The organism is Orlajensenia leifsoniae (assembly GCF_004570845.1).
GTDB lineage: Bacteria > Actinomycetota > Actinomycetes > Actinomycetales > Microbacteriaceae > Orlajensenia > Orlajensenia leifsoniae.
In genome coordinates this window covers 39,016-65,070 of record NZ_SPQZ01000009.1, presented here as the reverse complement: position 1 = coordinate 65,070, position 26,055 = coordinate 39,016, and the positions used below count along the sequence as shown (strand labels likewise).

14 protein-coding genes, 2 tRNA genes and 3 pseudogenes are annotated in these 26,055 nt (G+C 67.8%); 9 read left to right on the top strand and 10 right to left on the bottom strand.

What is annotated here, in order from left to right; all coding sequences use genetic code 11:
• Nucleotides 1–86: 86 nt before the first annotated feature.
• The 3 genes and pseudogenes from E4M00_RS17020 to E4M00_RS17010 all read left to right on the top strand — a co-directional run.
• Nucleotides 87–203, top strand: a pseudogene (locus E4M00_RS17020) (VOC family protein); the annotation flags it as partial.
• 44 nt (nt 204–247) lie between these two features.
• On the top strand, nt 248–1,585 hold the full coding sequence (locus E4M00_RS17015; protein WP_204773034.1) for a DHA2 family efflux MFS transporter permease subunit: 1,338 nt from the start codon (nt 248–250) through the stop codon (nt 1,583–1,585).
• A gap of 61 nt (nt 1,586–1,646) precedes the next feature.
• Nucleotides 1,647–2,144, top strand: a complete 498-nt coding sequence (locus E4M00_RS17010; protein WP_135121664.1) for a GNAT family N-acetyltransferase — start codon at nt 1,647–1,649, stop codon at nt 2,142–2,144.
• A gap of 1,800 nt (nt 2,145–3,944) precedes the next feature.
• Here the strand turns inward: E4M00_RS17010 and E4M00_RS17005 are convergent.
• The gene (locus E4M00_RS17005) at nt 3,945–4,337 is read right to left on the bottom strand and encodes a hypothetical protein (protein WP_135121663.1); all 393 of its coding nucleotides are present in this window, start codon (nt 4,335–4,337) and stop codon (nt 3,945–3,947) included.
• 266 nt (nt 4,338–4,603) lie between these two features.
• On the opposite strand from E4M00_RS17005, the gene E4M00_RS17000 reads away from it, so the two are divergent.
• The 3 genes from E4M00_RS17000 to E4M00_RS16990 are packed head-to-tail and all read left to right on the top strand — an operon-like array spanning nt 4,604 to nt 7,376.
• On the top strand, nt 4,604–5,491 hold the full coding sequence (locus E4M00_RS17000; protein WP_135121662.1) for a site-specific integrase: 888 nt from the start codon (nt 4,604–4,606) through the stop codon (nt 5,489–5,491).
• A complete protein-coding gene (locus tag E4M00_RS16995; protein ID WP_135121661.1) occupies nt 5,488–6,315 on the top strand; it encodes a hypothetical protein in 828 nt (275 codons plus the stop codon). Before E4M00_RS17000 ends, E4M00_RS16995 begins: the two co-directional genes overlap by 4 nt.
• Nucleotides 6,312–7,376 (top strand): hypothetical protein, encoded by a 1,065-nt coding sequence (locus E4M00_RS16990; protein WP_135121660.1) that lies wholly within the window; start codon nt 6,312–6,314, stop codon nt 7,374–7,376. Before E4M00_RS16995 ends, E4M00_RS16990 begins: the two co-directional genes overlap by 4 nt.
• A gap of 244 nt (nt 7,377–7,620) precedes the next feature.
• Here E4M00_RS16990 and E4M00_RS16985 read toward each other — a convergent pair.
• The 5 genes from E4M00_RS16985 to E4M00_RS16965 all read right to left on the bottom strand — a co-directional run bounded on the left by E4M00_RS16985 (nt 7,621) and on the right by E4M00_RS16965 (nt 13,028).
• Nucleotides 7,621–7,694 (bottom strand) — tRNA-Met (locus E4M00_RS16985).
• 148 nt (nt 7,695–7,842) lie between these two features.
• Nucleotides 7,843–7,916, bottom strand: a tRNA-Met gene (locus E4M00_RS16980).
• A gap of 89 nt (nt 7,917–8,005) precedes the next feature.
• Nucleotides 8,006–8,872: a class I SAM-dependent methyltransferase gene (locus E4M00_RS16975; protein ID WP_135121659.1), complete on the bottom strand. Its 867-nt coding sequence runs from the start codon at nt 8,870–8,872 to the stop codon at nt 8,006–8,008.
• Between the two features lie 14 nt (nt 8,873–8,886).
• A complete protein-coding gene (locus E4M00_RS16970; protein WP_193555608.1) occupies nt 8,887–11,811 on the bottom strand; it encodes a UPF0182 family membrane protein in 2,925 nt (974 codons plus the stop codon).
• 110 nt (nt 11,812–11,921) lie between these two features.
• Entirely contained in the window at nt 11,922–13,028 is a 1,107-nt protein-coding gene (locus tag E4M00_RS16965) for a YlbL family protein (RefSeq protein WP_240037259.1), read from the bottom strand.
• Nucleotides 13,029–13,169: 141 nt separating this feature from the next.
• On the opposite strand from E4M00_RS16965, the gene E4M00_RS16960 reads away from it, so the two are divergent.
• Nucleotides 13,170–14,534, top strand: a complete 1,365-nt coding sequence (locus tag E4M00_RS16960) for a zinc-dependent metalloprotease (protein ID WP_167756944.1) — start codon at nt 13,170–13,172, stop codon at nt 14,532–14,534.
• Nucleotides 14,535–14,589: 55 nt separating this feature from the next.
• Nucleotides 14,590–15,381, top strand: a pseudogene (locus tag E4M00_RS18115) (TOMM precursor leader peptide-binding protein); the annotation flags it as partial.
• On the opposite strand, the gene E4M00_RS16950 reads toward E4M00_RS18115, so the two are convergent.
• Both E4M00_RS16950 and nudC read right to left on the bottom strand, forming a co-directional pair.
• Nucleotides 15,320–17,062, bottom strand: a complete 1,743-nt coding sequence (locus E4M00_RS16950) for an ATP-dependent helicase (RefSeq protein WP_135121656.1) — start codon at nt 17,060–17,062, stop codon at nt 15,320–15,322. The pseudogene E4M00_RS18115 and the gene E4M00_RS16950 overlap by 62 nt on opposite strands.
• Nucleotides 17,059–18,048 carry an NAD(+) diphosphatase gene (nudC, locus tag E4M00_RS16945; protein WP_240037257.1) on the bottom strand — a complete coding sequence of 330 codons (990 nt, stop codon included), beginning with the start codon at nt 18,046–18,048 and terminating at the stop codon, nt 17,059–17,061. The genes E4M00_RS16950 and nudC overlap by 4 nt, the downstream gene beginning before the upstream one ends.
• An 18-nt stretch (nt 18,049–18,066) precedes the next feature.
• Here nudC and E4M00_RS18230 point away from each other — a divergent pair.
• Nucleotides 18,067–18,942 (top strand): annotated as a pseudogene (locus E4M00_RS18230) (phosphotransferase); the annotation flags it as partial.
• Nucleotides 18,943–19,373: 431 nt separating this feature from the next.
• Here the strand turns inward: E4M00_RS18230 and E4M00_RS16935 are convergent.
• Together E4M00_RS16935 and E4M00_RS16930 are read right to left on the bottom strand one after the other, a co-directional pair.
• Nucleotides 19,374–22,805 carry an ATP-dependent DNA helicase gene (locus E4M00_RS16935; protein ID WP_135121654.1) on the bottom strand — a complete coding sequence of 1,144 codons (3,432 nt, stop codon included), beginning with the start codon at nt 22,803–22,805 and terminating at the stop codon, nt 19,374–19,376.
• Nucleotides 22,802–26,002 (bottom strand): ATP-dependent helicase, encoded by a 3,201-nt coding sequence (locus tag E4M00_RS16930; protein WP_240037255.1) that lies wholly within the window; start codon nt 26,000–26,002, stop codon nt 22,802–22,804. The genes E4M00_RS16935 and E4M00_RS16930 overlap by 4 nt, the downstream gene beginning before the upstream one ends.
• Nucleotides 26,003–26,055: the final 53 nt, after the last annotated feature.

Genomic DNA, 26,055 nt, shown 5'->3' with positions numbered 1-26,055 from the left:
GCTGGTTCAACGCATCGATGGGGAACTCAATGAAGTGCATGCTTTTGATCTACGGCAACGAGCAGGCGTGGGGTGACATGGACGCTGCGTCGATCCGCGATTCTTTCGGGGTGCGCTGGTCGATCATGTCGAGGGTGGAGGACCTCCCAGAGCAGGAGAGCGCCAGACGGATCGCCGCATGGGCGGCGACCCAGGGCGCGTAGTGCGCAACCTTAGCGGTGTAGTGCGGGCGACGAGTCCCGGGTGGATGCTCGCTGTGGCCGCGCTCGCCTCGATCATGATCTCGCTCGACCTGCTGATCGTAGCGACCTCGCTGCTCACGATCAGGGTGGAACTGGGCGCCGCCCACGATCAGCTGTTCTGGGTGGTTACCGCTTACGCGATCCCCTTCGCTTCGCTCCTGCTCGTCGGAGCGAGACTCGGCGACAGATTCGGGCCGAGACGGATGCTGGTCACCGGTCTCCTGGGGTTCGCCGGTGCGTCGCTCCTCTGCGGTCTCGCGCCGAACCTGGCGTTCCTCGTCGGGGCGCGCGCTGTGCAGGGATCGTTCGGGGCGCTCGTCATCCCACTCGCCATCTCGTTGCTCGTCGAGTCCGTCGGCCCGATGCGCACCACCCGTACCCTCGGATTCCTTGAAGCGCTCACCGGCGTCGCCACCGTCGCCGGTCCCGTTCTCGGAGGCATCGTCACCACGGGGCTCGGATGGCGCTGGGTGTTCTGGCTCAACCTGCCCATCGCCGTGGTCACCGTCGTCGTCTGCCTTCTGGCGGTGAGGGCCGACGGACCCGGCCGCCGCGAACCCATCGACCTCCGCGGTGCCCTGCTGGCTGCGACATCCGCCGCCCTGATCGTTCTGGCTGTCGCCACCAGGCCGATTCGCGGACCACTCGATCCGCTCGTTCTCGTCTCGGGTGTCGCCGGGATCGTGCTGGGCGTCCTCTTCGTGCGTCATCTTCGACGAACGCCGAACGGACTGATACCCCGTGTTCTGCTGCGAGACAGGCAGTTCACCCGAGCGCTCCTGACCACGCTCGCGCTGTTCGCATCCCTATACGGATCGGTGTACTTCCTCGCGCAGTACTTCCAGGTCCTCTATACGACGGATGCCGCCGGCGCCGGACTGCGGTTACTGCCCTGGACGGCGACCCTCTTCGTGGTCGCTCCCCTCGCGGGGTTCGTCGCGGAACGCGTCGGAGACCGTCCGGTGCTTCTCGTCGGGCTGATCCTCCAGGCACTCGGAATGGGCCTCCTCGCTGTGAACGCAGGCAGTACCGACTACGCGGCTGCCCTCGTCCCTCTCGTCATCGCCGGTGTCGGCGCATCCGCTGCCATTCCCGTCGTACAGGCCCTCGTGCTCGGCGCAGCCCGGCCGGCGACCCTGGCTGCGGCATCCGGCGCCAACTCGTCGGCACAGGAACTCGGCGGTGCCCTCGGCGTAGCCGTGCTCGTCGGCGTGCTCGGCCTCACCGGAACCGCCACCGCTGAGGGCGTCGTCGTTGACGGCATGCGCTGGGTCTTCCTCGGAAGCGCCGTCTTCGCCCTCGTCGCGATCGCCGTCGCCCCGTGGAGTCGTCGACAGGCATGATGCCAGCCTCGTACTCTGTCGTTGGTGCGCTGGCCCGTGCGCCGCGGGATGAGGGGGATCAGTGATCATTCGACCTGAACGTCCTGACGACGTCGAGGCCATCGACGAGTTAACCAGGACGGCCTTCGAGCCGATGTCGTTCAGTGACGGATTAGAAGCGCCGATCCTCCACGCGCTCCGAGCGGCAGGCGACCTCACACTGTCACTCGTGGCCGTGGAGGACGACCTCATCGTCGGACACGTCGCCTTCTCTCCAGTCACCATCGACGGAACGCACAATTCATGGTTCGGCCTGGGTCCGATCTCCGTGCGCGCCGACCGCCAACGACAGGGAGCAGCGCTCACCGCCGAGGGGATCCGGCTGCACCGGGAGCAGGGGGCTCGAGGGTGTGCACTCATCGGGAACCCACTCGTCTACAGCGGCATGGGTTTCACCGGCGGCACAGGTGTGACCTATCGCGACCTCGACCCTCGCATCATTCAGACCATGGTCTTCCGTGGCCTCGAACCGCAAGGTGAACTGCGCTTCGCAACTGCGTTCGAGACGGAGGAGTCCTGATAACTGGGCGGCGCCGCCGCCGCATGCGGGCTCGCCAGCGCGGTCGCGGTGCCCGCGTGCGAACTTTCCGCCGGCGCGATAGGCGCATCTGCTCACCCAGCGTCGCCAATACGGGTCCCTCACCGTCATCGTCGTGTTCGACGGCGCACCGCCAGACCGTCGAAGGACTCAGTCGCCGTATGACCCGACCGCGAAAATGCCCGGTGAAGGTGCGCCAACCGCAACAACATTTCGCTCGTCAATCAGCACTGTGCAGGCGACCACTCGTCGTGCCGATGCGTCCACGTCCCAGCCACGCGACTGGTACAAACGTCGACGCCAGCCCCCAGACTCAGGTGATGAGCCCGGTCCAGCGCTACTTGCGGAAAGTCCAGTTTCGGATGCAGCGTGACAACTCAGATGAAGAGCCAGTCCAGCAGCACACCCCCCGAACAGCCCGTCGCTGACCTTAGAGCCGAGGGCGTTCGAGGCGGAGCTACAGCTCACGCGAGCGGGCTTTCGTGAGCTCCCACAGCATCGCCACCCACGGGCCGTGCCGGGACATGGCCGCGACTAGCAGTTGTTGTTCGACGACAAAAGAACTTGGCGTATTCCCATCTCGGGGTCAACTCAGTCTCACCGGTCTGAGACGAGTCTCACTCCGAATGAGATCCTTCACCTCGGCTGCGCCCGACTCACGTTGCATCACACGGCATGTGGATACCCATCCCCGTCTTGCGTCGGCATGCTGTCTCGGCGAAAGCAGGACGATGTCGCTCTGGCTCTTCTATTGGCGGCTCTCCCGGAGCAGTTCCGAGAGGTCTGCCGCTCTGGCGGATGGGAGCCGACCATCGTGGGAGGCGGTCAGCTGTCGACTCAGCCATCTGGCGAGGATGAACTCCTCGCGGTCAGCACCGTTCAGGCGCGGAAGGGCACCCGTCCTGAGGAGGAACTCGCGGCATTGCAAGAGTTGTTCCGACCAGGAGTCTGCATGTGGATCCCACGAAAACGCGGGTGACACCTCGAGCCTGGTCCGCTGATACGAGGACAGCCCTCGGTGGAAGCGGCGTTGGTACCGCGCCCACTCTCCGAGGCGCCTTTCCTCGTCGGGGAGAGCGCTTCGATCGCGAGTGTTCTCGCGTGGACGCGAACCTGAAGCCCGCCAGAAGTTCTCGTATCGGTGAAGCGCTTTGACCCACCGGGTCGGCCTACGGGCGATGGCCCCGTCTACTCCCGTCAGACTCAGAATCGCCGCTTCCGCTCCGGCATACGCCCTTGATCGTTGCTCGTCGTCGCCCTCCGACGGCCGCATAGTCTCCATGGTCCGCCGGTGAAGCGTCTCGGCGTTCTCGTCTCGCAGCAATGTCGCGCCCATCTGGGCCGGCTGTGTGCCGGCTCCAGCTGTAGACATGCGCGGATGCCGCACAGATTCGAAAGACCAGGGCGGGTTTTTGTCGCGGGATCGGCGATTTTGCTGTTATCTCGCACCGGCGGTGAAGCTATTGGAATTGCCACGTTCGGGCGGCGAATGTGTGCGACTGCGACCGACGACTCTGCGACACGGCGCTGTAGTTCGGCGGGTCAGCTTCGCCGGGTGTCCGCGGTCGATCATTGTGACGTTGTCACCGAGTCGGTTGAAATTCGCGACGCATCAGTTCTACGTTTGATCCAGACCGGATCACGATCTCACCCCCATCGAGGGCAGGCCTAGAGGAATGGGCTTCGAGGGACTGACTGGGCTTCTTCTGCCCCTCACGGTCGACCATTAGTTACATCTGTCGAATTGTGACCAGTGTGAAGAGGCCAACGTGTGCAAACCCGTCAGGTGTTCAGTTCCCTAAGGATCACGTTGCGGATGCTCTCGAACCGATCAGCCCAGAACACGAGGTCAGCCAGCTGCATCTGCGTCTTGCCCCGAAGAAGCCGGATTACTCGGTCGTAGCTCAGCCCAGGCAACGGGTCATCGATGGCTCCGAGGTATTGATCGGTGTTCTGTCCGAGCGCGAGTATTTCTTCGCGAACGGCGTTCGCGATCAAATGCTGAAGCTGGGCAGCGCGAAGGCGCGGATCTGTGCTGTCTACACCGTCGGCCGGGCTGAAGTGGGCACTCGAGCGACCGAACACCTTCGGCATAGCGCATAAGGCGCGGGGTTCGAACGCGAACCCGCTTGTCGACGGATGGCGATCGCGTGCTGTGACGCGGCGAGATGACATGTGAACATTATCCGCCCTTTTAGACGCATATTCCCCCAGAGAAGAAGAGAAATACCGGCTAACAGGGATTCTCAGTCGACTCGCCTCGAAGGCACTGAAAGTCGCCGCACACGAACTTCGGCATGACCCCCGCACCATCCACATCCGTCACGCCTTCCAACGACCTCCACACCCCCCGAGCGATACCGTCACGACGGCGGCCGGCCGGCACAGCCGATGCTCCGACTGACCTCGACGGAAGCTACTACCGCTCCCATTCCGAGGAGATGATCATCGCCGTCGAGCGCTACAAGCCGCGCACGCCGACCCCAAGTTGGGAGAGCGTGAAGCCGTTCGTACGGGACGCCGCCGCGCGCAGCGCTTCCGAACGGTACTCGGTTCAGCGCCTCATGGTGGTGGTCGCTCCCTTTGTACTGTGGTGCGTCAATCACAAGGGCCTTCCGCTGCAAGGCGACGTGCTCTTCACTCGACGGGTCATTGACCAGTATCTGGAGACCGTTCAGAACACCGGCTCCAGGGCGACCTACCGCTCTGTCCTCACCGCAGTTTCTGAGACCCTCAATGCTGCGTCCTTCCCCAGCCGGCAGGTTCCAATCTCGCGCCGCGACATCCAGATGCCCTACAGCGAGAGACAGATCGAGGGATTTCGTGCGTGGGCCAACGGGCAGCACACCGAACTCAAGCGGCGCAAGGCACGTCTGATGGTGGGATTCGGTGCTGGCGCAGGACTTCGTCCGAACGAGTTCGAACTGATGCGCAACGACGTGACCGTCGACACTCAGGGGGTTGTGATTGTTATCCGCGGCGGGCAGCACCCGCGGACAGTACCGCTGCTTCCCGCTTGGGAGGACTGGATCATCCCTGTTCTGGACGAGGTACCCGCGGATGCGCCGTTGTGGATGAGCCCATCACAGAAGCCCAACAGAAGCATGCTGAACACCTTCACTGCCAGCACGATCGGCAAGGCCCCCAACGGCGCGCAACTGCGCGCGACCTGGCTGGTCACGCACCTCAGCAGGGGCACCCGCATGAAAGAGCTGATGAAGGCCGCCGGCATCACGCAGTTCGCCAACCTCGACAAGTACCTCAAGTTCGTCGACGATGTCGAACCCGCCGCCTACAACGAGATCATTCGCGGACGGTACGACCGATGAGCGTTGCTACCAGCGCGTCGATCAGCGCAGCCGCACGACCAGAAGAACCCGGCGGCTACCTCCGACTCGGCCAGCGCATGCAGGACGTATTCGGCCGGAGCCACGACGAGTACGAGAACGAGGTCGCGAACGAGACCCTTCCAACGGTGTACCTCGAAGTAGCCCACCGGCTCGTTGCTGCCGCGCGAACCGCCGAGGACTTCGCAAAGTGGAAGAAGGAAGCGCGGCTCTCGAACGCCGGCGCCAAACCTCTCATCCCTCTTACAGCCGTGATTACCCTCTTCCTCGCGCACGCCATGGCCGGGTTGCCCGTCACCTATACCGAACTCGCGACGACAATTCGCCGCCGTCTCAAGCACAACGGCCGTGAGCTGCTCGGGATCTCGCACAAGCACGGGACTGATCTGCAATGGTACAACCGAGTCTGGGCAGCCGTCGATCGCGTCGTAGAACTGATCGATCCGTACCCCGCACCCACCAATGTGATCCTCAAAGACGAGGCATGGACCGAGTTCTATGCGCTAACCCAGACGCCGGAGTACCGGGCCAACACCGACGCCATGCTCGACCGATTCGATGACCTGATCAATAACATCCTCCACGCGTCGCTGGATCTGCTCCCCCGCGACATTTGGGACCGTTACATAGGAACGTCGCCATCGACGCCACCAAGGCTGAGATCAAGGGCCGCCCCAACGCGGCGTCGCCGAGAGGCAATCGCTCGAACGCCGACCCGCTCTCGGGCCGATACCGACGCGAGGAAGACCACGACGGAAAAGGAGCTGCGACAGATGCCGCCGCGTACGAGGTGGAAACGGCAGTGATGGTGTGGAACAAGCCGGGCGAGAAGGACGTGGTTCCATGCCTGGTCACGGCGCTGACAATGCACAACCCCGGTCGGCTCAGCGGCCATGGCGCACGACTCCTCGACTTTCACAAGCGGCTCGGATTCGACCGGCTGATTGCCACGGTCGACCGGGCATACAACGGCGGCAAGATCGAAGACTTCCACATGCCTGCTCGACTCGCGGGCGTCGAGTTCGTCTTCGACTACAAGAAGAACACCCTCGGACTCCAAGGCTGGTATGAGGATCTGATCCTTGTCGACGGCAACTGGTACGTGAACTGGATGCCTGAAACGCTCATCAACGCCACCACCGAGTACAGACACATCGATGATGCGATCTCGACCGCACATGGGTCGCTCACCGAGTCATCACGTCGCGCCAAGCACACACCGAAGCAGACCAAAGAAGATCAGGACCATCGGATCGTACTTGAACAGGGAAAGCCCCAGCGTGCGCGACTCCGCGACCTCATCGCGGACCGCGAGAACTATCGCATGAAGGAACACGGACAAGTGGACGTCGACGGCGCCCAGAGATTCCGCTATCCCAACCCAGCGAAGTCCGCGGTCACTCCGACGCCCAACGAAAAGAACCGCGCATCGATCACCATTCCAATGCTCGTCCCAGAGACGGATGTCCCATCAAAGCTTGCAAAGTTGCGTCCGTCCGGGTCCTCTGAGAAAGCCCAACCGCTCAAGAACCTTCAAAAGTTCCCCTACATGAGCCAGATCCATGCCGACTACAAGGGCATGCGGAACCTGGTTGAGGCATCGAATCGTCTCCTGAAGAACGGCACCAAGTTCAATATCGCGGATCCCGACTTCCGCTCGGGTCGCGGCTATGCGCACACCTACTTGGCGGTAGCGCTGGCGATCGTTGCCGACAACGTTCACCGCATCAAATCCTTCTTCGAAGCCGAAGCTCGACGGACGACGCGCGTAGTAGCGCCCAAAATCCGCACACGCCGACGCAAAGATCCGAACGGCAACCCTCTCCCCAGGCGACAGCCGACAGTGAACGGCCCTCCACTCCAGTAGGCACCTCACCCCGGCGACACCGTCGCAAGCGCTACCAGACATCCAAGCATCGAAAGCTTTAGCCTGCCCTCCCGGCGGGCTATTCGTCGATTAAGAGGAAAGTCAGCATCATCGACCATGGCGCGACTGCCCCAGAACGCATCCTGCGGCAAAACAGGAGAGGCCGGAAGCGAATTTCTTCACTTCCGGCCTCTTCTGAGCGATTTACCGAGAACTGGAAACCAATTCTCCAATCGCGCCATCGTTGCGGGGACAGGATTTGAACCTGCGACCTCTGGGTTATGAGCCCAGCGAGCTACCGAACTGCTCCACCCCGCGGCACAGGAATCAGCTTACGCCACCGATCGAGCCCACTCGACCACGCTCGCTTCCCAACGCGAGACCGGCGGGCCGGGAGAAGACAAGTCGAGCGGGTCCGGGCAAAGAAAAAGACCCCCGGATCCTTGCGGATCCGAGGGTCTTACTGTTGCGGGGACAGGATTTGAACCTGCGACCTCTGGGTTATGAGCCCAGCGAGCTACCGAACTGCTCCACCCCGCGGCACAAGGAATAACTTATCACGGCTTGGCGCAGAGGACGAATCGGGGGGCGTTGAAGGGTGCGCTTCGGCCGCGGACTGCGTCCGGGCCTCAGCGACCCGGATCCGGAGCAGGGTTCGCCGCGACGAGCGAGTACGCCAGCGGCAACCACTGCTGGTCGGCCCAGCCGAACATGCCCGACTCCTTCTCGACCAGCACCGGGAACATGCGCCACGGCACCTGCAGGTGTTCGCGGAACATGTCGATGCGGAGGCCGGCCTCCCGGAGCGACGCCATCACCTCGCCGAGCGGATGCATCCACTCCCAGGTGCGCGCGTTCTCGAGCACCGCCTCGTCATCGGCGTAGTCGCCCGGGTCGTCGATGATGTCGGGCTCATCGCTCACATACGGGTAGGCGAAAGCCGGCATGCCGTCGGCCGCGGAATCCCCGTCGAAGACGAAGGCGGTCGGATGCCCGTCGGCGAAGTAGAACCGCCCTCCCGGCTTCATGAACCAGGCCACGATGCGAGCCCACTCCGCGACATCCGGAAGCCAGCCGATGGTTCCCCATGTCGTGAACACCAGGTCGAACGACTCGGGCTCGGGCAGGATATGCCGGGCGTCGTAGATGTTCGCTTCGATGAAGCGCGCACGATCGGCGACACCGAGCTCTGCGGCCATGCGCCGCGCCTCCTGCACTGCCGGGCGCGAGAAGTCGAGCCCGACGACGGTGGCACCGAGCTTCACGAGCGAGAGCGAGTCCGAGCCGAAGTGGCACTGCAGGTGCAGAACCCTCGTGCCGTCGAGACCGTCGGGGAACAGCTCGGCGATCTCGGCGGCCACGATCGGGTCGAGCACGCTGCCACCGGCACGCAACGGGCTCGAGTCGTAGAACCCGCTGGCCAGGTGCACGGGCACGCGCTCGTTCCAGTTCGCCCGGTTGTCGTCGAGCCAGTCGCCGTCTCGCAGGTCGACCATCAGTCCTCCGCCGATCAGTCGTTCAGCAGCGCGATCATCTTGCCGACGGTCTGGGCGAGCGCGGCGTCGGCGACACCGTACGCGGCCCAGTCGCCTGAGCTGAGGGCGTCCTGCTTGTCCTTCAGCTGCTGCTTGGCCTGGTTGGACAGATCCTTCAGCTGGGCGTCGACGGCGGGGTCACCGGTCGTCGGCGTGGTGCCGGGATCCGTCTCGGTTCCGGTGCCGGGGTCGGTCTCGGGATCGGTCGGAGTCTCACCCGGAGCCTCGGAGCCCTGGTCACCGGCATCGGCACCGGAGTCTCCACCGAAGAGCACGTCGAGCGACTCGTCGAGGGTGTCCTGGAAGGCGATCTTGTCGCCGAACGCCACGAGCACCTTCTGCAGCAGCGGGTAGCCGTCGCCGCCCTTCGACTTGACGTACACGGGCTGCACATAGAGCAGGCCGCCACCGACGGGAAGCGTGAGCAGGTTTCCGTTCAGCACTGTCGTCTGGCCCTGTCGCAGCAGGTTCAACTGCTGCGAGACGCTGGTGTCGGCGTCGAAGTTGGCTTGGACCTGGCCAGGGCCGGGCACGGTATCGTCCTTCGGCAGCGTCAACAGCCTGAGCTTGCCGTAGCCCGAGGCCTTGGTGCCCTTGTCGGCACCGGCGTCAGAGTCGACGGCCAGGTAGCCCGTGAGCACGTTGCGGCTGACCGAACCCTTCGACTCCGGGATGAAGGTCGAGTACAGGGAGTACGCCGGAGCATCCTGGCCGGGCATCTGCATGGTCAGGTAGTACGGCGGCTGCAGGGTGTTCGAGGCCTCGGCGGCTGTCGGGTCGTCCGGCACCACCCACGCGTCGTTGCGCGAGTAGAACGACGACGCGTCTGTCACGTGGTAGCGGCCGAGGGTGGCCCGCTGCAGCTTGAACAGGTCGGACGGGTAGCGCACGTGGCTCATGAGGGCACCCGACATCGCCGTGAGCGGCTTGATCGTCGACGGGTAGATCTTCTGCCAGCTCTTCAGCAGCGGGTCGGTGTCATCCCAGGCGTAGAGCGTGACCTTGCCGTCGTACGCGTCGACGGTGGCCTTCACCGAGTTGCGGATGTAGTTCACGTTGTCGATCGCGAAGGTCGGCGTGGGCGTCTCGGTGTCGGCGATGGCGTCGCTCATGCTGAGCTTCGTCGAGTACGGGTAGTTCTCGCTCGTGGTGTAGCCGTCGACCACCCACACGATGCGTCCGTCTACCACGGTCGGGTAGGTCTCGGAGTCGAGAGTGAGGTACGGGGCGACCTTCTGCACACGCGACTTGGGGTCGCGCTCGTAGAGGATCTGCGAGCTCGTCGTGACCGAGTCGGAGAGGAAGATCTGCTCCGACTGGAACTTGAGTGCGTAGACCAGCTTCTTGAAGACGTTGTCGAGCTTCGGCCCGCCGTCGCCGTCGAAGGTGTTGTACTTCTGGTCGGCGCCTTGGTCGCCCGACGGGTAGTCGAGCTCGACCGGCTTGCCGCCCTTGGGCGCACCCACGATGGAGTACGTCGGCGAGTTGGTGCCGAAGTAGATGCGCGGCTCGAAGTCGCCGAGGTCGCCGGAGGTCGGGATGCCGGACTCGAGGAACACGGGCTGGCCATCGGCCGAGCGCTGGTTGCCGTAGGCGGCCACGAGACCGTAACCGTGGGTGTAGACCAGCGAGGAGTTCACCCAGGTCTGGGCGTCGTCGAGGCCGGCGAGGTTCAGGTCGCGAACCGCCACCACGGTGTCCTGGCTCTTGCCGTCGATCGTGTAGCGGTCGACGTTCAGCTCCTTCGGGAACTGGTAGTACTGCCGGAACTGCTCGAGCTGCGAGAAGGTGTCGCTGACGATGGCGGGGTCGAGGATGCGGATGCTCGCCGTGGTCTCGGCGTCGGAGCGCAGGGCGCCGGGCTCGGCATCCGTCGTCGCGTTGTACGGGATCTCCTCGACGGAGTCGACGCCGAACGCCTGCCGGGTGAGGTCGATGTTGCGCTGGATGTACGGCTCCTCCAACGTCTTCTCGCTCGGGTCGACGGTGAAGCGCTGGGTGACCCACGGGTACAGCGATCCGGCGATGAGCGCGGTCACGATGAGGAGCGCCGTGCCGACGAGGGGAAGGCGCCAGCGGCCGATGAAGGCCGTGATGAAGAACAGGATGGCGACGAACAGCGCCGCGCCGGCGAGGATGGCGCGGCCCGGGATCGTGGCGTGGACGTCGGTGTATGCCGCACCGGTGATATTCGCGTTGGCGTCGGTGAGCGTGGTGTAGCGGTCGAGCCAGACGCTGACGGCCTGGAGCAACAGGTACAGACCGGCCGTGACGGCGATCTGGATGCGGGCAGCCTTGGCGATGAGCACCTCGCGACCGCTGACCCTAATGGCTCCGTAGAGGTAGCTGGTGGCGACGCCGAGGAGGAGGGCGAGCAGCACGACGGCCGAGGCGAAGCCCAGCACGGCGTGGAAGAACGGCAGGTCGAACAGGTAGAACGAGATGTCGAGGTTGAACTGGGGGTCGGTGGTTCCCGTGGGCGTGCGGTTCAGCCAGAGGGCGGTGAGCTCCCAGCGCGATGACGCGGAGACGCCGGCGAAGAGGCCGAGTAGCACCGGGATGCCCCACATGGCGAGGCGGCGCAGCGGCTCGATGACCTGCTGGTAGCGGTCGAGCTGGGAGTTGAGCTTCGCGTAGACGGGTCGCGAACGATAGGCGACCTGGATGGCGACCCAGACAGGGACGGCCATCGCGAAGAACCCGATGAGGAACATCGAGGCCCCGGCGACCCACTGCGTGGTGAGCACCGAGAGGAATCCGAGGTCGTCGAACCACAGAACGTCGGCGTAGACGCCCGCGAACACGAAGAACGCCACCACGAGGGCGGCGACGATCACGATCGTGATGACGAGTGGTGCCCGTCTGCGGCGATCGGAGGGGTCGGAGGTGGCTGATGTCACGAAAGATGCCTCATTGCTCGTCTGTTGAACTGCTTCAAGGACTCATCCTAGGCACTGGCAGATAACGTTTCCCTGAGGTTACGGCCCTACGGCGTATGCCCAGCCGATACTCAGGATGCCGAGGAACAGGACGGCAATGCGCTGGTGTCGCCGCCATTCGCGATGGTGTCGAGCACGGTCATCGAGTCGTCGAGCGTCTTCACGCTGAACACGGTGAGCCCATCGGGCACGTGCCCGACGACCTCGGTGCAGTTCGACGCCGGCGCGAGGAACCAGTCGGCTCCGGCATCCTTGGCCCCGTAGAGCTTCTGACGGATGCCGCCGATGGCCCCGATGGTGCCCGCAGAGTCGATGGTGCCGGTTCCCGCCACGTTCTCTCCCCCGTTGAGCAGACCGGGAGTGAGCTTGTCGATGATGCCGAGCGCGAACATCTGCCCGGCGCTCGGTCCGCCGACGTTGTCGAGCTGGATGTCGACGTCGAACGGGAACTCGTAGTTCATGCGCACGCCGACGCCGATGAGAGCGGTTCCGTCGGCGTCGATCGGCGTGATCTCGGCGGATGCCGCCACGCCATCGCGCTCGTAGTCGACCGTCGCGGGCTTGTCGGTGCCGTTGTCGGCGACGGCGTCACGCAGCGCCTGGGTGTCGTGCACCTCGGCGCCGTTCAGGGCCGTGATGATGTCGCCCTCCTCGAGCACGCCCTCGGCCGGGGACTTCTCCGTGATTCCGGCGACCGTGACCTCGCGCGGGAAGTCGTAACCGAGCTCGACGAGGGCTGCCGCGATGGCGTCCTGCTGGGAGTCGACCATCGCGGCCTGGCTCTGCTGCTGGATCTGGTCGTCGCTGACGTCCTCGGGGAACACTGCATCGATGGGAAGCACGGCACGGGTCGGGTCGAACCACGACGTGGCCACCTCGAACCACCCGGGCTGCTGCTCGCGGTTGCCCTTCTGCGAGACCGTGAGCAGGTCGAGCGAACCCTCGGTCTCGTAGGTCTTCTCGTCGGGGATGCTGATGAGCGGAACCTGCTCACCGTCGTGCTCGGCCGTGCCCAGAGTGTTGTAGACGGGGCCGGGAAGATCGATCACGTACGGCGCCGGCATGGCGCCGAGAACGATGATGGCGACGAGGGCGACGCCGAGGATGATCCAGCCCGGCCTCGTTCGGCGCGGCGGGCGCGCGCCGTCGTCGGTCGCGGCATCCGTGAACAGTGACAACGGGTTCCCTTCATCAGTACGACCCCGCGCTCTCGCTGTTCGCGACGGGCGGACTCCCAGGCCCGCCTGCGGACGCATTTCCCGACAAGTTACCAAGGTTCCGGGGCTAGCGTAGAGATACGCGACTGAGAGGTGCCTGAAGTGGCCGAGAACCCCGAGCGGGACGACGAACCCGGATCCGAGGACGAACTGCGCGACATGCTGCAGCAGTTCCTGGCTGGTGGGTCCGGCTTCGATCCGAGCCAGCTCGCCGGCGCAGCAGGGCTCCCCAACGACCCTGCATCAATCGCCGCCCTGATGAGCCAGCTGCAGGGAGCCCTGCGCAACTCCAGCGAGGGCATCGACTGGAGCATCGCGCTCAAGGCCGGCGAAGACCGTGCAGCGGCCACCCAGCTCTTCCCCACGGACGAGCAGCGCGCGCAGCTCGACGCCGCCTTCAACATCGCGTCGCTGTGGCTCGACGAGGTCGTCTCCGTGAGTGAGCTCTCGGATGCGCCCCAGCTCATCACCCGCAAGCAGTGGGTCACCAGGACTATGCCGGTCTGGACCCAGCTCGCCGAGCCGGTCGCCTCGAGCATCGCCGATGCCCTGACCCGTGCGCTCTCGGAGCAGGCTCCCGAGGAGATGCGCAGCATGGTGGCCAATGCCGGCTCCCTCATGCGCTCGATCGGCGGCACGATGTTCGCCATGCAGCTGGGCCAGGTCGTCGGTCAGCTCGCCAGCGAGGTCGTCTCCGGCGGCGACGTCGGAATCCCCCTGCTCGGCGATGGCGAGGCCGCGCTTCTGCCGCAGAACGTCGCCGGATTCGGCGAGGGCCTCGACGTCGAGGATGACCAGGTGCAGATCTACCTGGCCGTGCGCGAGCTCGCCCACGCCCGACTGTTCCGGCACGCCCGCTGGCTGCGCCTGCACATGATCAGCTCGATCACGGAGTTCTCGCGTGGGCTGCGCATCGACAACGAGCAGCTGCAGGATCTCGCCGAGCAGTTCGACCCGTCGAGCCCCGAGCAGCTGCGCGACGCCCTCACCAACGGCTCGCTGATCCCGCCGAAGACCGACGCCCAGCTGGCCGCGCTCGCCCGTCTCGAGACCATGCTCGCGCTGGTCGAGGGCTGGGTCGACGTCGTGACGGCCGCTGCCACGTCACGTCTGCCCAAGTCCGTCGCGATCGCCGAGATGGTGCGTCGCCGCCGCGCGTCGGGTGGACCGGCCGAGTCGGCGTTCTCCACGCTCGTGGGACTCGAGCTGCGTCCGCGTCGACTCCGAGAGGCCGCTGCCATGTGGCAGGCGGTGACGGATGCCGTCGGCGGCGAAGCGCGTGACGCGCTCTGGGCGCACCCCGACATCCTGCCGACGTCGGAGGACCTCGACGACCCGATGGGCCTCGTCACCCGCCTCACTCAGACGGCCGAGGGCGGCGAGCCCGCTCTCGACGACATCGATCAGGCCCTCGAGGACCTGCTGCGCAACGACGGACCCGAGAGGCCGAGCGAACCGCAGGTCTAGCTGCGCCTGTGGACGATTCGGCGCGCGCCCGCGCAGACCGGAGCACACTGCTGGGATGTCGCTCCGACTCGACCCCCGCATCCCGCTCGTCTGGCGCACTCCCGACACTCTGCAGGTCGGCGTCGACGAGCCCGTCGCCACGATCAGCGGGGTCACGAGCACCGACGAACGCATCATCGCGGCGCTTCAGGCGGGGCTGCCGCGCAGCACCCTCGATGTCGTCGCAACCCTGGTGGGCAGCGACCCGACCCAGGTCGACTCCCTGCTGACGCAGCTCGCCCCGGCGATCCTCGACAGCGACGTCGTGGCGATGCCTCGCGCCGGCGACGTCATCGTCGACGGCGCCGGGGAGACGGCCGACGCCATCGCCGACGTGCTCGCGGCGTTGGGTCACGGCATCCGTCGCACCGATGGCCTCCCGGATGCCGCCGCCTCGCGGAGCGCGCCCGACGTCGTCGTACTGGTCGCCCACCACGTCGTGCGGCCGGTCCGCTACGGCCACTGGCTGCGCCGCGACGTTCCGCACCTCGCCGTCGTGTTCGGCGACACGACCCTCACCGTCGGCCCGTTCGTGCGGCCGGGATCGGAGGGTCCCTGCCTGTGCTGCCTCGACCTCGCCCGCCAGGATGCCGACCCCGCATGGCAGGCCATCGCCACCCAATTGGCCTATCGGGCGCCGTCGTCCGAGGAGCCCGTGGCCCGCCTGCTCGGGGCGGCCGTGACGGGAACGGCGATCGACCGCTGGCTGCGGACCGGCGACTCGGGGTTGGCCGCTGCTGCGATCGTCATCGACGCGCGGACCGGCGCGAGCTCGCTCCGGACGCTCCAGCCGCACGCGGAGTGCGGGTGCCGAGCTCTGTCAGGAATCTCGACGGTTCCCGGGGTGCGCGCTGATGCTGACCGACCTGCGCCCAGCTCAGGGTGAGCGATCGCCTGGCCCGCGTGATTCCGACGTAGAGCAGTCGTCGCTCCTCGTCGATCTGCTCGAACGACTTGGCGTAGCTGATGGGAACGAGCCCCTCGCTGAGACCCACGACGAAGACGTGATCCCACTCGAGGCCCTTGGCCGAGTGGAGCGTGGCGAAGGTGACGGCCGAGACCGTGGGCTCGTGCTGCGAGCGCTGGCGTTCGAGCAGCTCGTCGGTGAAGGCGCGGAAGGTCGTGTCGGGAGCGGCCACGTCGACGAGGCCCATGATCGCGTCGAGTGACTCCCATCGGTCGCGCACAGCTCCACGCGCCTCGGGCGGACTCTGGCTCCACCCGATCGACCGCAGCACGTCGCTGACCGACTTGAACAGCGGCTCTCCGACGATGGAGACCGACGCAGCACGCAGCGCCAGTACGGCCTGCTTGACCTCGGGCAGGTCGAAGAACCGTTTCGAGCCCCGGATGAGGTAACTCAGCCCGGCTTCGACGAAGGCCTGCTCCAGGGCGGCCGACTGCACGTTCACCCTGAAGAGCACCGCGATGTCCTCGGCCTTGGCGCCGGAGTCGAGCAACTCGAGGATGCGTTGGGCGACCCCACGCGCCTCCCCCATGTCGGTCTGGAAGCTCTTCTCTGCGACCTCCGGGCCGGTCACTGCCCCCTCACCGACGGTGGGCAGCAGGGTGAGCGCCCCCGGGCGCCCCCGCATGAGCCGGTTCGCCGTGTCGATCACGGGCGGAGCCGACCTGTAGTTCTGCTCGAGGCGCACGACGGTCGCATCGGGGAACCGGCTCGGGAAGTCGAGGAGGTACTCGGATCGAGCACCTGCGAAGGAGTAGATGGTCTGGCTCGCGTCACCGACGACGCACAGGTCTCGCCTGTCGCCGAGCCAGAGCTTGAGCAGCTGGTACTGGAGCGGCGAGACGTCCTGGAACTCGTCGACCACGAAGAACCTGTACTGCTCGCGCACCTGCATGGCGACAGCGGGCTCCTGCTCGATCATGCCCGCGACGGCCAGAAGCACGTCCTCGAAGTCGAGCTGCCTGCGGGAGTCCTTGAGGTCTTCGTAGGCCTGCTGCAGGGCGATCGTGCGCTCGAGGTCGAGCTGGCCGGGCAACGACCGGGTGTGCGACACGGCCGCGTACTGCTCGATCGACAGCCCGCTGACCTTGCGCCACTCGATCTCGCCGGCCGCGTCGCGCAGGGTGGCGGTGTCGACCTTGAGGTGCACGGTCTCGGCAGCGTGGGCGAGCACGCGAGCCTTGGCGTCGATGATGGCCGGGGCGCTGCCGCCGACGACCTGCGGCCAGAAGAAGCCGAGCTGCGAGAGCGCCGCCGCGTGGAAGGTGCGTGCCGCGACTCCCCCGGCACCGAGCATCCGGAGTCGTCCGCGCAGTTCGGCGGCGGAGCGGGCCGTGAAGGTGAGCGCCATGACCCGGTTCGGCGCGTACGCCCCGGTGGCCACCCCGTAGGCGATGCGGTGAGTGATGGCGCGGGTCTTGCCGGTGCCGGCTCCCGCGAGGATGCTGACGGGTCCGACGAGCGCCTCGGCCGCGACCCGCTGCTGCACGTCGAGCCCGGAGAGCAGGTCGTCGGGGCTCACCAGCGACCCTCGTGGTCGGGGATCGGCCCGCCGTACCAGTCCTCGAGCAGCGCGCGGGCGATGGACGCTGCGCCGGGGAGGAGGACACCGCTGCCCGGCGAGGCGAGCTGCTCCCGGGTGAGCCAGCGCAGATCGACGATCTCGACGCCGTCGGGAACCAGGCTCTCGGGGTCCTGCGCGTCTGACAGACGCGCGTGGAAGCCGAGCATGATCGAGGCCGGGAACGGCCAGGGCTGCGAGCCGCGGTAGACCGGATCGACCACGTCGACGCCGGATTCCTCCTTCATCTCGCGGATGACGGCGTGCTCGAGCGATTCGCCCGGCTCGACGAAGCCGGCCAGGAGCGAGTAGCGACCCGGGGTCCAGGTGGCGTTCGATCCGAGCAGAACGCGGTCGTCGGCATCCGTGATCAACACGATGACGGCGGGATCGGTGCGCGGGAAGATGTCGATGTCGTCCTTCGGGCAGTGACGCACCCAGCCGGCCTGCTGCGGGATGGTCGCGGTTCCGCAGCGGGGGCAGAAGCCGTGGGACGCGTGCCAGTTGGCGACGGAGGCGATCTCGGCGAAGAGTCCGGCATCGCTGTCGGAGAGCAGCGGTGCGGCGGCGCGCAACGTCGCCCAGCGTGCTGGGTCGGGCTCGATGCGAGCGGCGACCTCGTCGCCGACGATGGCGGCGACGAGTGGGGTTCCGGCGCGCGGTCCATCGGTGCTGCGGCCCAGATAGAGGTACTGCTCGGCACCCGTCGCGGCATCCGGATCGAGAAGCGCGAGTGCAGGAGCCGCGACGGCAGCGGCGCCGTCATCAGCGCCCTGATCAGCGCCCTCGCCTTCGCCGGACAGCAGCGCCCGCCCCCTGTGCACCGCGATGACCCGGGTGATCGGATCGGCCAGCAGCGACTCGAGAAGCCCGTCGCGCGAACGGGAATCGGCGTCGCGGTCGAGCAGGTGGCGGGCGAGCGGAATGCTCAGGGGGCCATCACTCACCGGGCATCTCCTCAACTCATGTGCGCGGTACCGATCCTCCGCGCGGCAGTTCGGTTCGTCGTCATCGCACCGGCCGCGAAAGCCGGTCAACGAGGGTCTCGGCGAAGGCGTGGCGATCGGCCGAGCCGAAGCACGAGGACGTACCCTGAAGGCATGGCCCGAACCCATCTCACTCTAGCCGCGCTGGCCACCGCAGCCGTTCCCGGCCTCGACGTGCAGTCGGCACGCAGCCACAGCGGTTCCGGTCATGGCGAGTTCGATTCAGCCGTGGTGACAGACCGCGACGGCCGCGAGGTCATCGTGCGGATGCCGCGCACGCAGGCCGCCGAGACCGAGCAGGCCGCCGACCTCGTGGCGCTGCGTGCGCTCACGACGGGTGTGCGCAGCCGCCTGCCGTTCGACGTGCCCGAGTACCTGGGCCAGGCGCCCATCAACGGCACCCGCGCTCTGGCCTACGGCTTCCTGCCCGGGCATCCCGTCGGCCTCGACCATCTGACCTCGGATGCCGGCCTCGCTGGCAGCGTCGGCCGCGCCATCGCCGCGGTGCACTCCCTGCCCACCTCGTTCATCTCGGACGCCGGGCTGCCCTTGCAGACGGCTCCGGATGCGCGTGCCGCCGCGATCACCCTCGTCGGGCGCGCCGCGGACACGGGGCACCTGCCGGCCGCACTCCTGCGGCGCTGGGAGGAGGCGACCGATGACGACAGCCTCTGGCAGTTCGCCCCCGTCGTGATCAACGGCTCACTGAGCGCCGCGTCCCTGCTGGTCTCCGACGACGCCATCTCGGCGATCATCGGCTGGTCGGGCCTGCGGGTGGGCGACAGCGCGCGCGACCTGCACTGGCTGCTCGCCTCGCGGGGTGAGGCCGCCGAGACCGCGATCGCCGCCTACACGGCTGGTCGAGGTTCGGCATCCGATCGCCTGATCACGCAGCGCGCCATGCTCTACGCCGAGCTCGAACTCGCCCGCTGGCTGCTGCACGGCGTCGAGACCCACGACGAGGCCGTGATTGCCGACGCGGTGGCGATGCTCGACGGCCTGGTCGACAGCGTGCACGCCGACGTCATGAATCCGATCTCCCCGCTCACAGGCCCGGTGATGGCCGTGTCCGACGTCGAGGCGATGCTGCAGGACACCCCGCGCACCGATCTGCGGCGCGGCGGCGGTGCCGAGATGCACACCGACAGCTACGACCAGTCCTCATTCGAGCTCGAGAGCTACGGCGAGCCCGAGAAGCCGGCCTGGCACACGCTGTCGAAGACCGGCGAGCCGTTCGCCTCTCACGACGAGCTGGAGACCGGCCCGATCGAGTTGTTCTCGATGCCTCAGGACGACGCCGAGCCGTCGGATGCCGCATCCGACGGCGACCCTGGCGACGACCCCGACGCGACGGCGGCTTTCGACGCCGAGCTCGAGGCGCGCTCGGGCTCCCGCCGGGTGTCGGACGAGACCGACGACCACAGCTCGAGCAGGTCCTCCTCCTCGTAGAGGCGCTCGGGGCGCACGACCACGTCGTCGGCCACGAAGTAGAACACGGCGTCGACGGTCGACGGATCGACGTCCTTCCATCGCGCGTAGGCGAGACGGTAGAGCGCCAGCTGGGTCTGCTTGAGCTCGAGGTCGCGGGCGTCGGTCGGAGCACGTCCGGTCTTCCAGTCGACGACCTGGTAGCCGGTCTCGGTGCGGTAGACGGCGTCGAGCTTGCAGATGAACACCTGGCCGGCGAGGGCGAGGTGGATCTCGATCTCGACGTCCTCCGGCGCGCGATCCGCCCATTCCGAACGCTCGAAGGTGGCCTGGAGCTGCGCCAGCCGGTCGTTCTCGGGGGTGGCATCGACGACGTCGAACTCGACGGTGGAGTCGGCATCCGACTCGTCGGCCGAGACGTCGAGGAGATCGAACGAGCCGACGCCCGCCGAGCGGTGCTCGACCCAGCTGTGGAACAGCGTGCCGAGACGTGTGGCGCGGTAGGGGCGCTGCGGCAGCGGCCGGCGCAGGCCCTCGGCGACCTCGCCGGGGCGATCGACGTAGTCCTTGAACCGCGACGCCGGGATGCGCGCCGGGAGCGCGACGGGTTCTGGCTGAGCGCGACGCCTGCGCTCGGCGAGCAGCAGGTCGATGTCGCGACTCCACGGCGTCGCGGGTTGCGCGAGGGTTCTCGAACGTTCGCGGGCGGCTGAGCGCACGGCATCCGCCGCCCGCTCGACGCCGACCCGACGCGTTCCGAGGGGATCGAACGGCCACTCCCCCGTGCGCCCGGCGCGATCGGACGGATTCTCCTCGTTCTCGGGGGCCTCGGGGAGCTCAGCGATGATGCGGACCTCGGCGAGCTCGCGCAGGTAGCGGCTGGGCAGCTTCGGCCGGGTGCCGTCGGCCCAGAACGACCCCGTCAACAACAGCTGTTCGCGGGCCCGGGTGACGGCGACGTAGGCGAGTCGGCGCTCCTCGAGCGAGCTGCGCTCGGCGAGCGCGGCCTTGAACGCCACGAATTCATCGCGGAACTGCTGCTGGGTCGACACCGTGCGCCAGGGCAGCACGGGCAGTTCGAGGCGATCGCCGCGGAACTCGTACGGCAACTGGCCGAACGACACCCAGCCGCCGCCCTCGCGCGGAGCACTCGGCAGACCGGCCTCGGTCATACCCGGCACGACGACGTAGTCCCACTCCAGGCCCTTCGACCCGTGGATGGTGAGCAACTGCACGACGCCTCGCTCACCCGGATCGCTGCGGGGTCCGAGATCGTCGGCCTTCTCGGCACGGGCCAGCCAGGCGAGGAAGCTGCCGAGGGTTCCGCGCTCGTCAGCGGCCACGAAGGCGGCGACCTCGTCATGGAACGCGTAGAGGTTCGCCATGCCGCGCTCGTTGCGCTCATTGGCGCTCACCTCGATGTCGAGCCGGAGTTCCTGCTCGACGAGTCGAACGAAATCGGGCAGGGCGAGGCCGACGCGGGAACGCAGGAAGGCGAGGCGCGCACCCGCACCGCGCAGGCGGTAGAGACCGAGGTCGCTGAAGCCTGCGAGCTGGCGGTGCTCGGCCGGAGCGGTCGACACGAAATCGAGCGCGTCGACGATGGACGCGGCGTCGTCGACGGCGACGGATTCGCGCAGCGCCCGCCGCACCTCGTCGCCGACGTCCTTCTGCTGCCAGTCCCGGCTCTGCAACCAGCCGGCAACGCGTGCGAGTTCGGCGAGGTCGCGTGGCCCGATGCGGAACAGGGCGCCGGCGAGGAGACGCAGCAGCGACGAGCCGGCAGCCGGGTCGTGCACCACGCGCAGGGTGGCCACGAGGTCGACCACCTCGGGCGTCGACAGCAGGCCGCCGATGCCCAGGACGTGGCACGGGATGCCGCGGCGCCGGAGCGCCTCGGCGAAGAACTCCATGTGCCGGCGGGCTCGGAACAGCATCGCCGCGGTGGGCTTCTCAGCGTCGGGAAGCGTGGGGTCGAGCCGGCCGGAGAACCACTCGGCGACGGCATCGGCCTCGTCGGCCATCTGCTCATGGAACGATGCCGTCAGCACGCCGGCTGGGGCAGCCGGCCGCGGGGCGAGGGTCGCGACGCCCACCGTGGTGACGGCGGTCAACGGCTCGACGAGGCGGTTGGCCGCATCGAGGACGATCGTGGGGTTGCGCCAGCTCGTCGAGAGGCTGAGAGTCTCGGCGCTGGTGCCCTCGGCGGCGAAGTCGGACGAGAAGCGACTGAGATTGTCGGCACTCGCGCCGCGCCATCCGTAGATCGACTGGTGCGGATCTCCGACGGCCATCACGCCCTGACCGGCGAAGAGGGTCGACAGCAGCCGGGTCTGGCCGACGGAGGTGTCCTGGTACTCGTCGAGGAGGATGACCTTGTACCGCTCGCGGTAGCCGTCGACCACCCGCGGGCTGCGCTCGCACGCGGCCCGCGCGAGAGCGACCTGGTCTGAGAACTCGACGAGGCCGAGCCTGCGCTTCTCGGCGTCGAAGCGGGCGGCGAGGTCGAGGAGCACGTCGAGCGACTCGACGTGGGCGAGGGCGGCCGTCACGTCGGCGTACTGCTTGGCCGCGCCGGTCTTCTCGTTGTACGGCAGCTCGCCGAGACGGCGGAACTCCTGACCGAAGCGGCGCACCTCGGCGCTGTCGGCCTCGTTCTCGGCGAGGGCGCGGCTGACGCGGAGGACGGCATCCGTCACATCGTCGACCCGCTTGCCGATGCGCACCAGGCGGTCGTCCCCGTGCTCGACCGTCACGCGGCGAGCGAGCAGCCAGGCCGACGACTCGCTGAGCAGCTGCGACTCGGGTTCGCGGCCGAGGATGACGGCGTTGTCGTGGAAGATGCTGTTCGCGAACGCGTTGTAGGTCGACACCGTGGGGCGGTCGAACAGGGAGTTCGCGCCGGCATCGCCGCCCGCATCGCCGCCGCTCGCCACGCGTCGCGGGAGCAGGCCGCTCTCATCGAGACGGCCGATGCGCCGCTGGATGCGCTCCGCCAGCTCGCCGGCGGCCTTCCGGGTGAAGGTGAGGCCGAGCACCTGCTCGGGCCGCACACGCCCGGTCGCGAGCAGCCAGATGACGCGGTTCGCCATCGTCTCGGTCTTGCCGCTGCCTGCTCCGGCAATGACCAGCGTGGGTGCGAGGTCGGCGCGGATGACAGCGGACTGCTCGGCTGTGGGCGAGAACGGGTCGCCGATGCGGCGGGCGAGCTCATCGGGAGCGAGGTCGACCCGCGCCGGGTCGAGAGGAGCGAACTCGTCACCGAGGCCCTCGAGGGTGACGTCTGTCATGAGCTCACCGCTCCCACGACATGGATGCGGCAGGAACCGTGGGAGTACGGGTCGACGCAGTGCGATCCGATCTGGGCGATGAACGTGGTTCCCCCCATGCGGCGGGCATCCTCCTCCACCCGCATGCGGAAGGCCGCGAGCTGCTCGTCGTCGAGCGGAGCCTGGGTGGGCTGCCGCCAGGGCTGGGCCCGAGTGCCGCTGGAGACGACCACGAGTCTGGCGCCGCCGAGAGGCGCGTCGGGTAGCTCGCCGAGGGCTCCGGCCGCGTAGGCCAGCTGGTAGGCGCCGAGCTGCGCATGCTCGGCGACAGCGTCGTCGCTCGTCGGCTCGCTGCGCCCGGTCTTCAGGTCGACGATGTAGAGCTCGCCGCCCCGCAGCTCCACCCGGTCGATCTTGCCGTTCAGCACGGCGTCGCCGACGGGGAGCGAGAAGCCGCCCTCGGCCTGCACCAGTTCGCCACCCGCTGCACGGAAATCGCGCAGGTAGGCCGAGAGGCGCTCGGTGAGGTCGGCTGCGCGCGCGGACTCGAGCCCGGACTGCCACTCGGACTCGAACGGGATCTCCTCCCAGCGCTCGCGCACGCTCGCGAGCAGGCCGTCGGGGGTGATGTCGGACTCGGGCGTGGCGTGCTCGGCGACCGAGTGGATGATGCTGCCGAGGCTCGAGGCCGTGTTCGGTGCCGAACCGCCGAGCTGATCGATGAGCCAGTGCAGCTCGCAGGTCTCGAAGGCCTCCATGCGCGAGGGCGAGACCCGCACGGGTCCGTCTCCGCCCTCCGCGTGGTGCAGAGGGAGTTCGGTCGAGGGATCGGCGATTCCGTACCAGTCGACGGGGTCGGCTCCGGCAACGCCCTCTGCGGCCAGGCGGGCGAGGTCGAAGGCCGCCTGGCGGCTGCGCAGCGGATCGGTCTCGGTGGTCAGGGTGCGGCGCAGCCGTGCCGTGAGTCCTCGGAGGGAGAGCGGATGCCGCTCGGGAGGTGTGTCGTCGGGCTCGGGGAGCAGCGAGAAGAACGCCGACGGCGCCTGGTCCTCGTCGCTCACCGCTGTGACAATGAGCTCGCTGCGGGAGCGGGACACGGCCTGCGCGAACAGCCGCAGCTCGTCGTGCAGCACGGCGGTGCGGGCATCGGTGGTGTCGGCGGATGCTCCCGTGGCCGCGGCGGCGAGATCGCCGGAGCCGAGCAGGGAGCCGCGCACCCGCATGTCGGGCCAGACGTTCTCCTGCACTCCGGCGACGACCACGATCTCGAAGTCGCGGCCGACCACGCCTGTCGGCGTTGAGACCGTGACCGACTGGGCGACGGCGCGCGGGGCGAGGGTGTCCTCGGCGACGTCTCGCGCCGTGAGCTCGTCGAGGAACAGCGCCGGGGGCGCCAGCGGCGCACGCTCGACGAATCGCTGGGCCGAGGTGAACAGGGCGACGACGACGTCGAGGTGGCGGTCGGCCTCATCGGCGGCGATGCCCGGCTCCTTCGCCTGGGCGGTCCAGGTGCGTTCGAGCCCGCTGCGCTGCCACAGGCCCCACAGCAGCTCCTCGATCGTGGCTCCGGCTGCGGCTTCGGCCGAGGCCGCGCGCACGCTCTCGGCCAGCCGGGTCGCACGCCGCGCCGTCGCCGTGTCGATGGTGGTGAGCACGCCGGGCCTGTCGAGCGCCTCGACGAGAAGGTCGTCTGCACCGCGCGTTCCTCCGGCGGCGAGCTCCTCGCGGCGGAGCGCGGAACGCAGACGTCGGAGGGAGATGGGGTCGAGACCGCCGAGCACCCCGGACAGCAGCTCGACGGCCGCAAGGGCGTCGAGCTGTCGACGCCCCATGGCGACGTCGAGGGCGAGCACGAAGGCGCGCACGACCTGCTCGTCGCGGAGCGCGGATCCGGCCGTGGTGACGGTCGTGGGCACCTCGAGGGCCGCCAGCCCCCGGGAGAGCGGCTCGACGAGCGAACCGCTGCGCACGATCACGGCCATTTCTCCCCAGGCGACGCCGTCGAAGACGTGGCGCTCGCGCAGGGACCGGGCTATGAGTTCGAGCTGCTGCGCCGGGCTGCCGGCGATGCGCGCACGCACGGCCGGCGGGGAGGCGGGGGCCGGACCGGCGGCGGCATCCACGGCATCGGCAACGGCATCCGCGGCACCGGCCCGGCGGTGTCGCCCGGTGGTGCCCGCCGTTCCGATGCGACCCGATACTGCGGCCACGATGCCGCGGATGTCGGATCCGTGCCGGTGAACCGTGTCGAGAACGATGGTGTCGACGGAGTCGAGCGCGAGATGCTGCGCGAGCCTGCCGAGAGCGTCGGGATGGGAGCCGCGGAACGATCCCGTGCTCACGTCGGGGTCGCCGACGGCCACGATGGCGACGCCGCGCTCGGCGAACCGGCGCAGGAGGGCGAGGGTCGACCGGGTGAGCTCCTGCGCGTCGTCGACGACCAGCAGTTTCAGCGTGGCGAGGGAGCCGAGGGTGACGGATGCCGCGGCACCGGCGGGCGCCTCTCGCACCGTGGCGGCAGCCTCCTGGGCGAGCGACGCGGAGTCGAAGGCCCGCGATCGATAGGCATCGGTGACGGCCTCGTACTCGTGCAGGAACTCGGCAGCTGCCTCCCACTCGGGGCGGCCGAGCTCCCGGCCCAGCGCTGCGAGACGGTGCGGCGAGACGCCGTACTCGGTGCAGCGAGCCATCAGGTCGCGGAGTTCCGTGCGGAAGCCGCGGAGGCCGCGCACCTCGGGAGTCAGCGGATCGGGCCAGCTCGGACCCGTGCCCTCCTCGAGATGACCGGCCAGCAGTTCGGCGATGATCTGGTCCTGTTCGCCACCTGTCAGCAGCACGGGATTGTCGGCATCCGTCGACGCCCCGCGCACGATCTGGAAGGCGAGCGAGTTGCCGGTGCGGGCCAGGGGGCCGTTCGTGGGAACACCGACGCGCAGCCCGATGCGATCGCGCAGCCGGGTTGCCGATGCACGCGTCGCCGCGAGCACGAGCACCTCGCCGGGTGCGTAGCCGCGCCGACGGATGCGGTCGCGCACGAGCTCGACGACCAGGGTGGTCTTGCCCGAGCCCGGGGCTCCGACGACGGCGGCCGATCGCCCGTCGGGGAGCGCGAGAACGGCGAGCTGGGCGGGATCGAGATCCACATCGTCGGTCGCCGGGACCACTGCGGCTGCGAACGCGGTACTCGCGGCGGTGCTCTGGAATCCCGTGATCGTCACGCTCACAACGCTAAGCGGTTCCGCCGACAGTGAACCCGCGCAGCGCCGTGGTC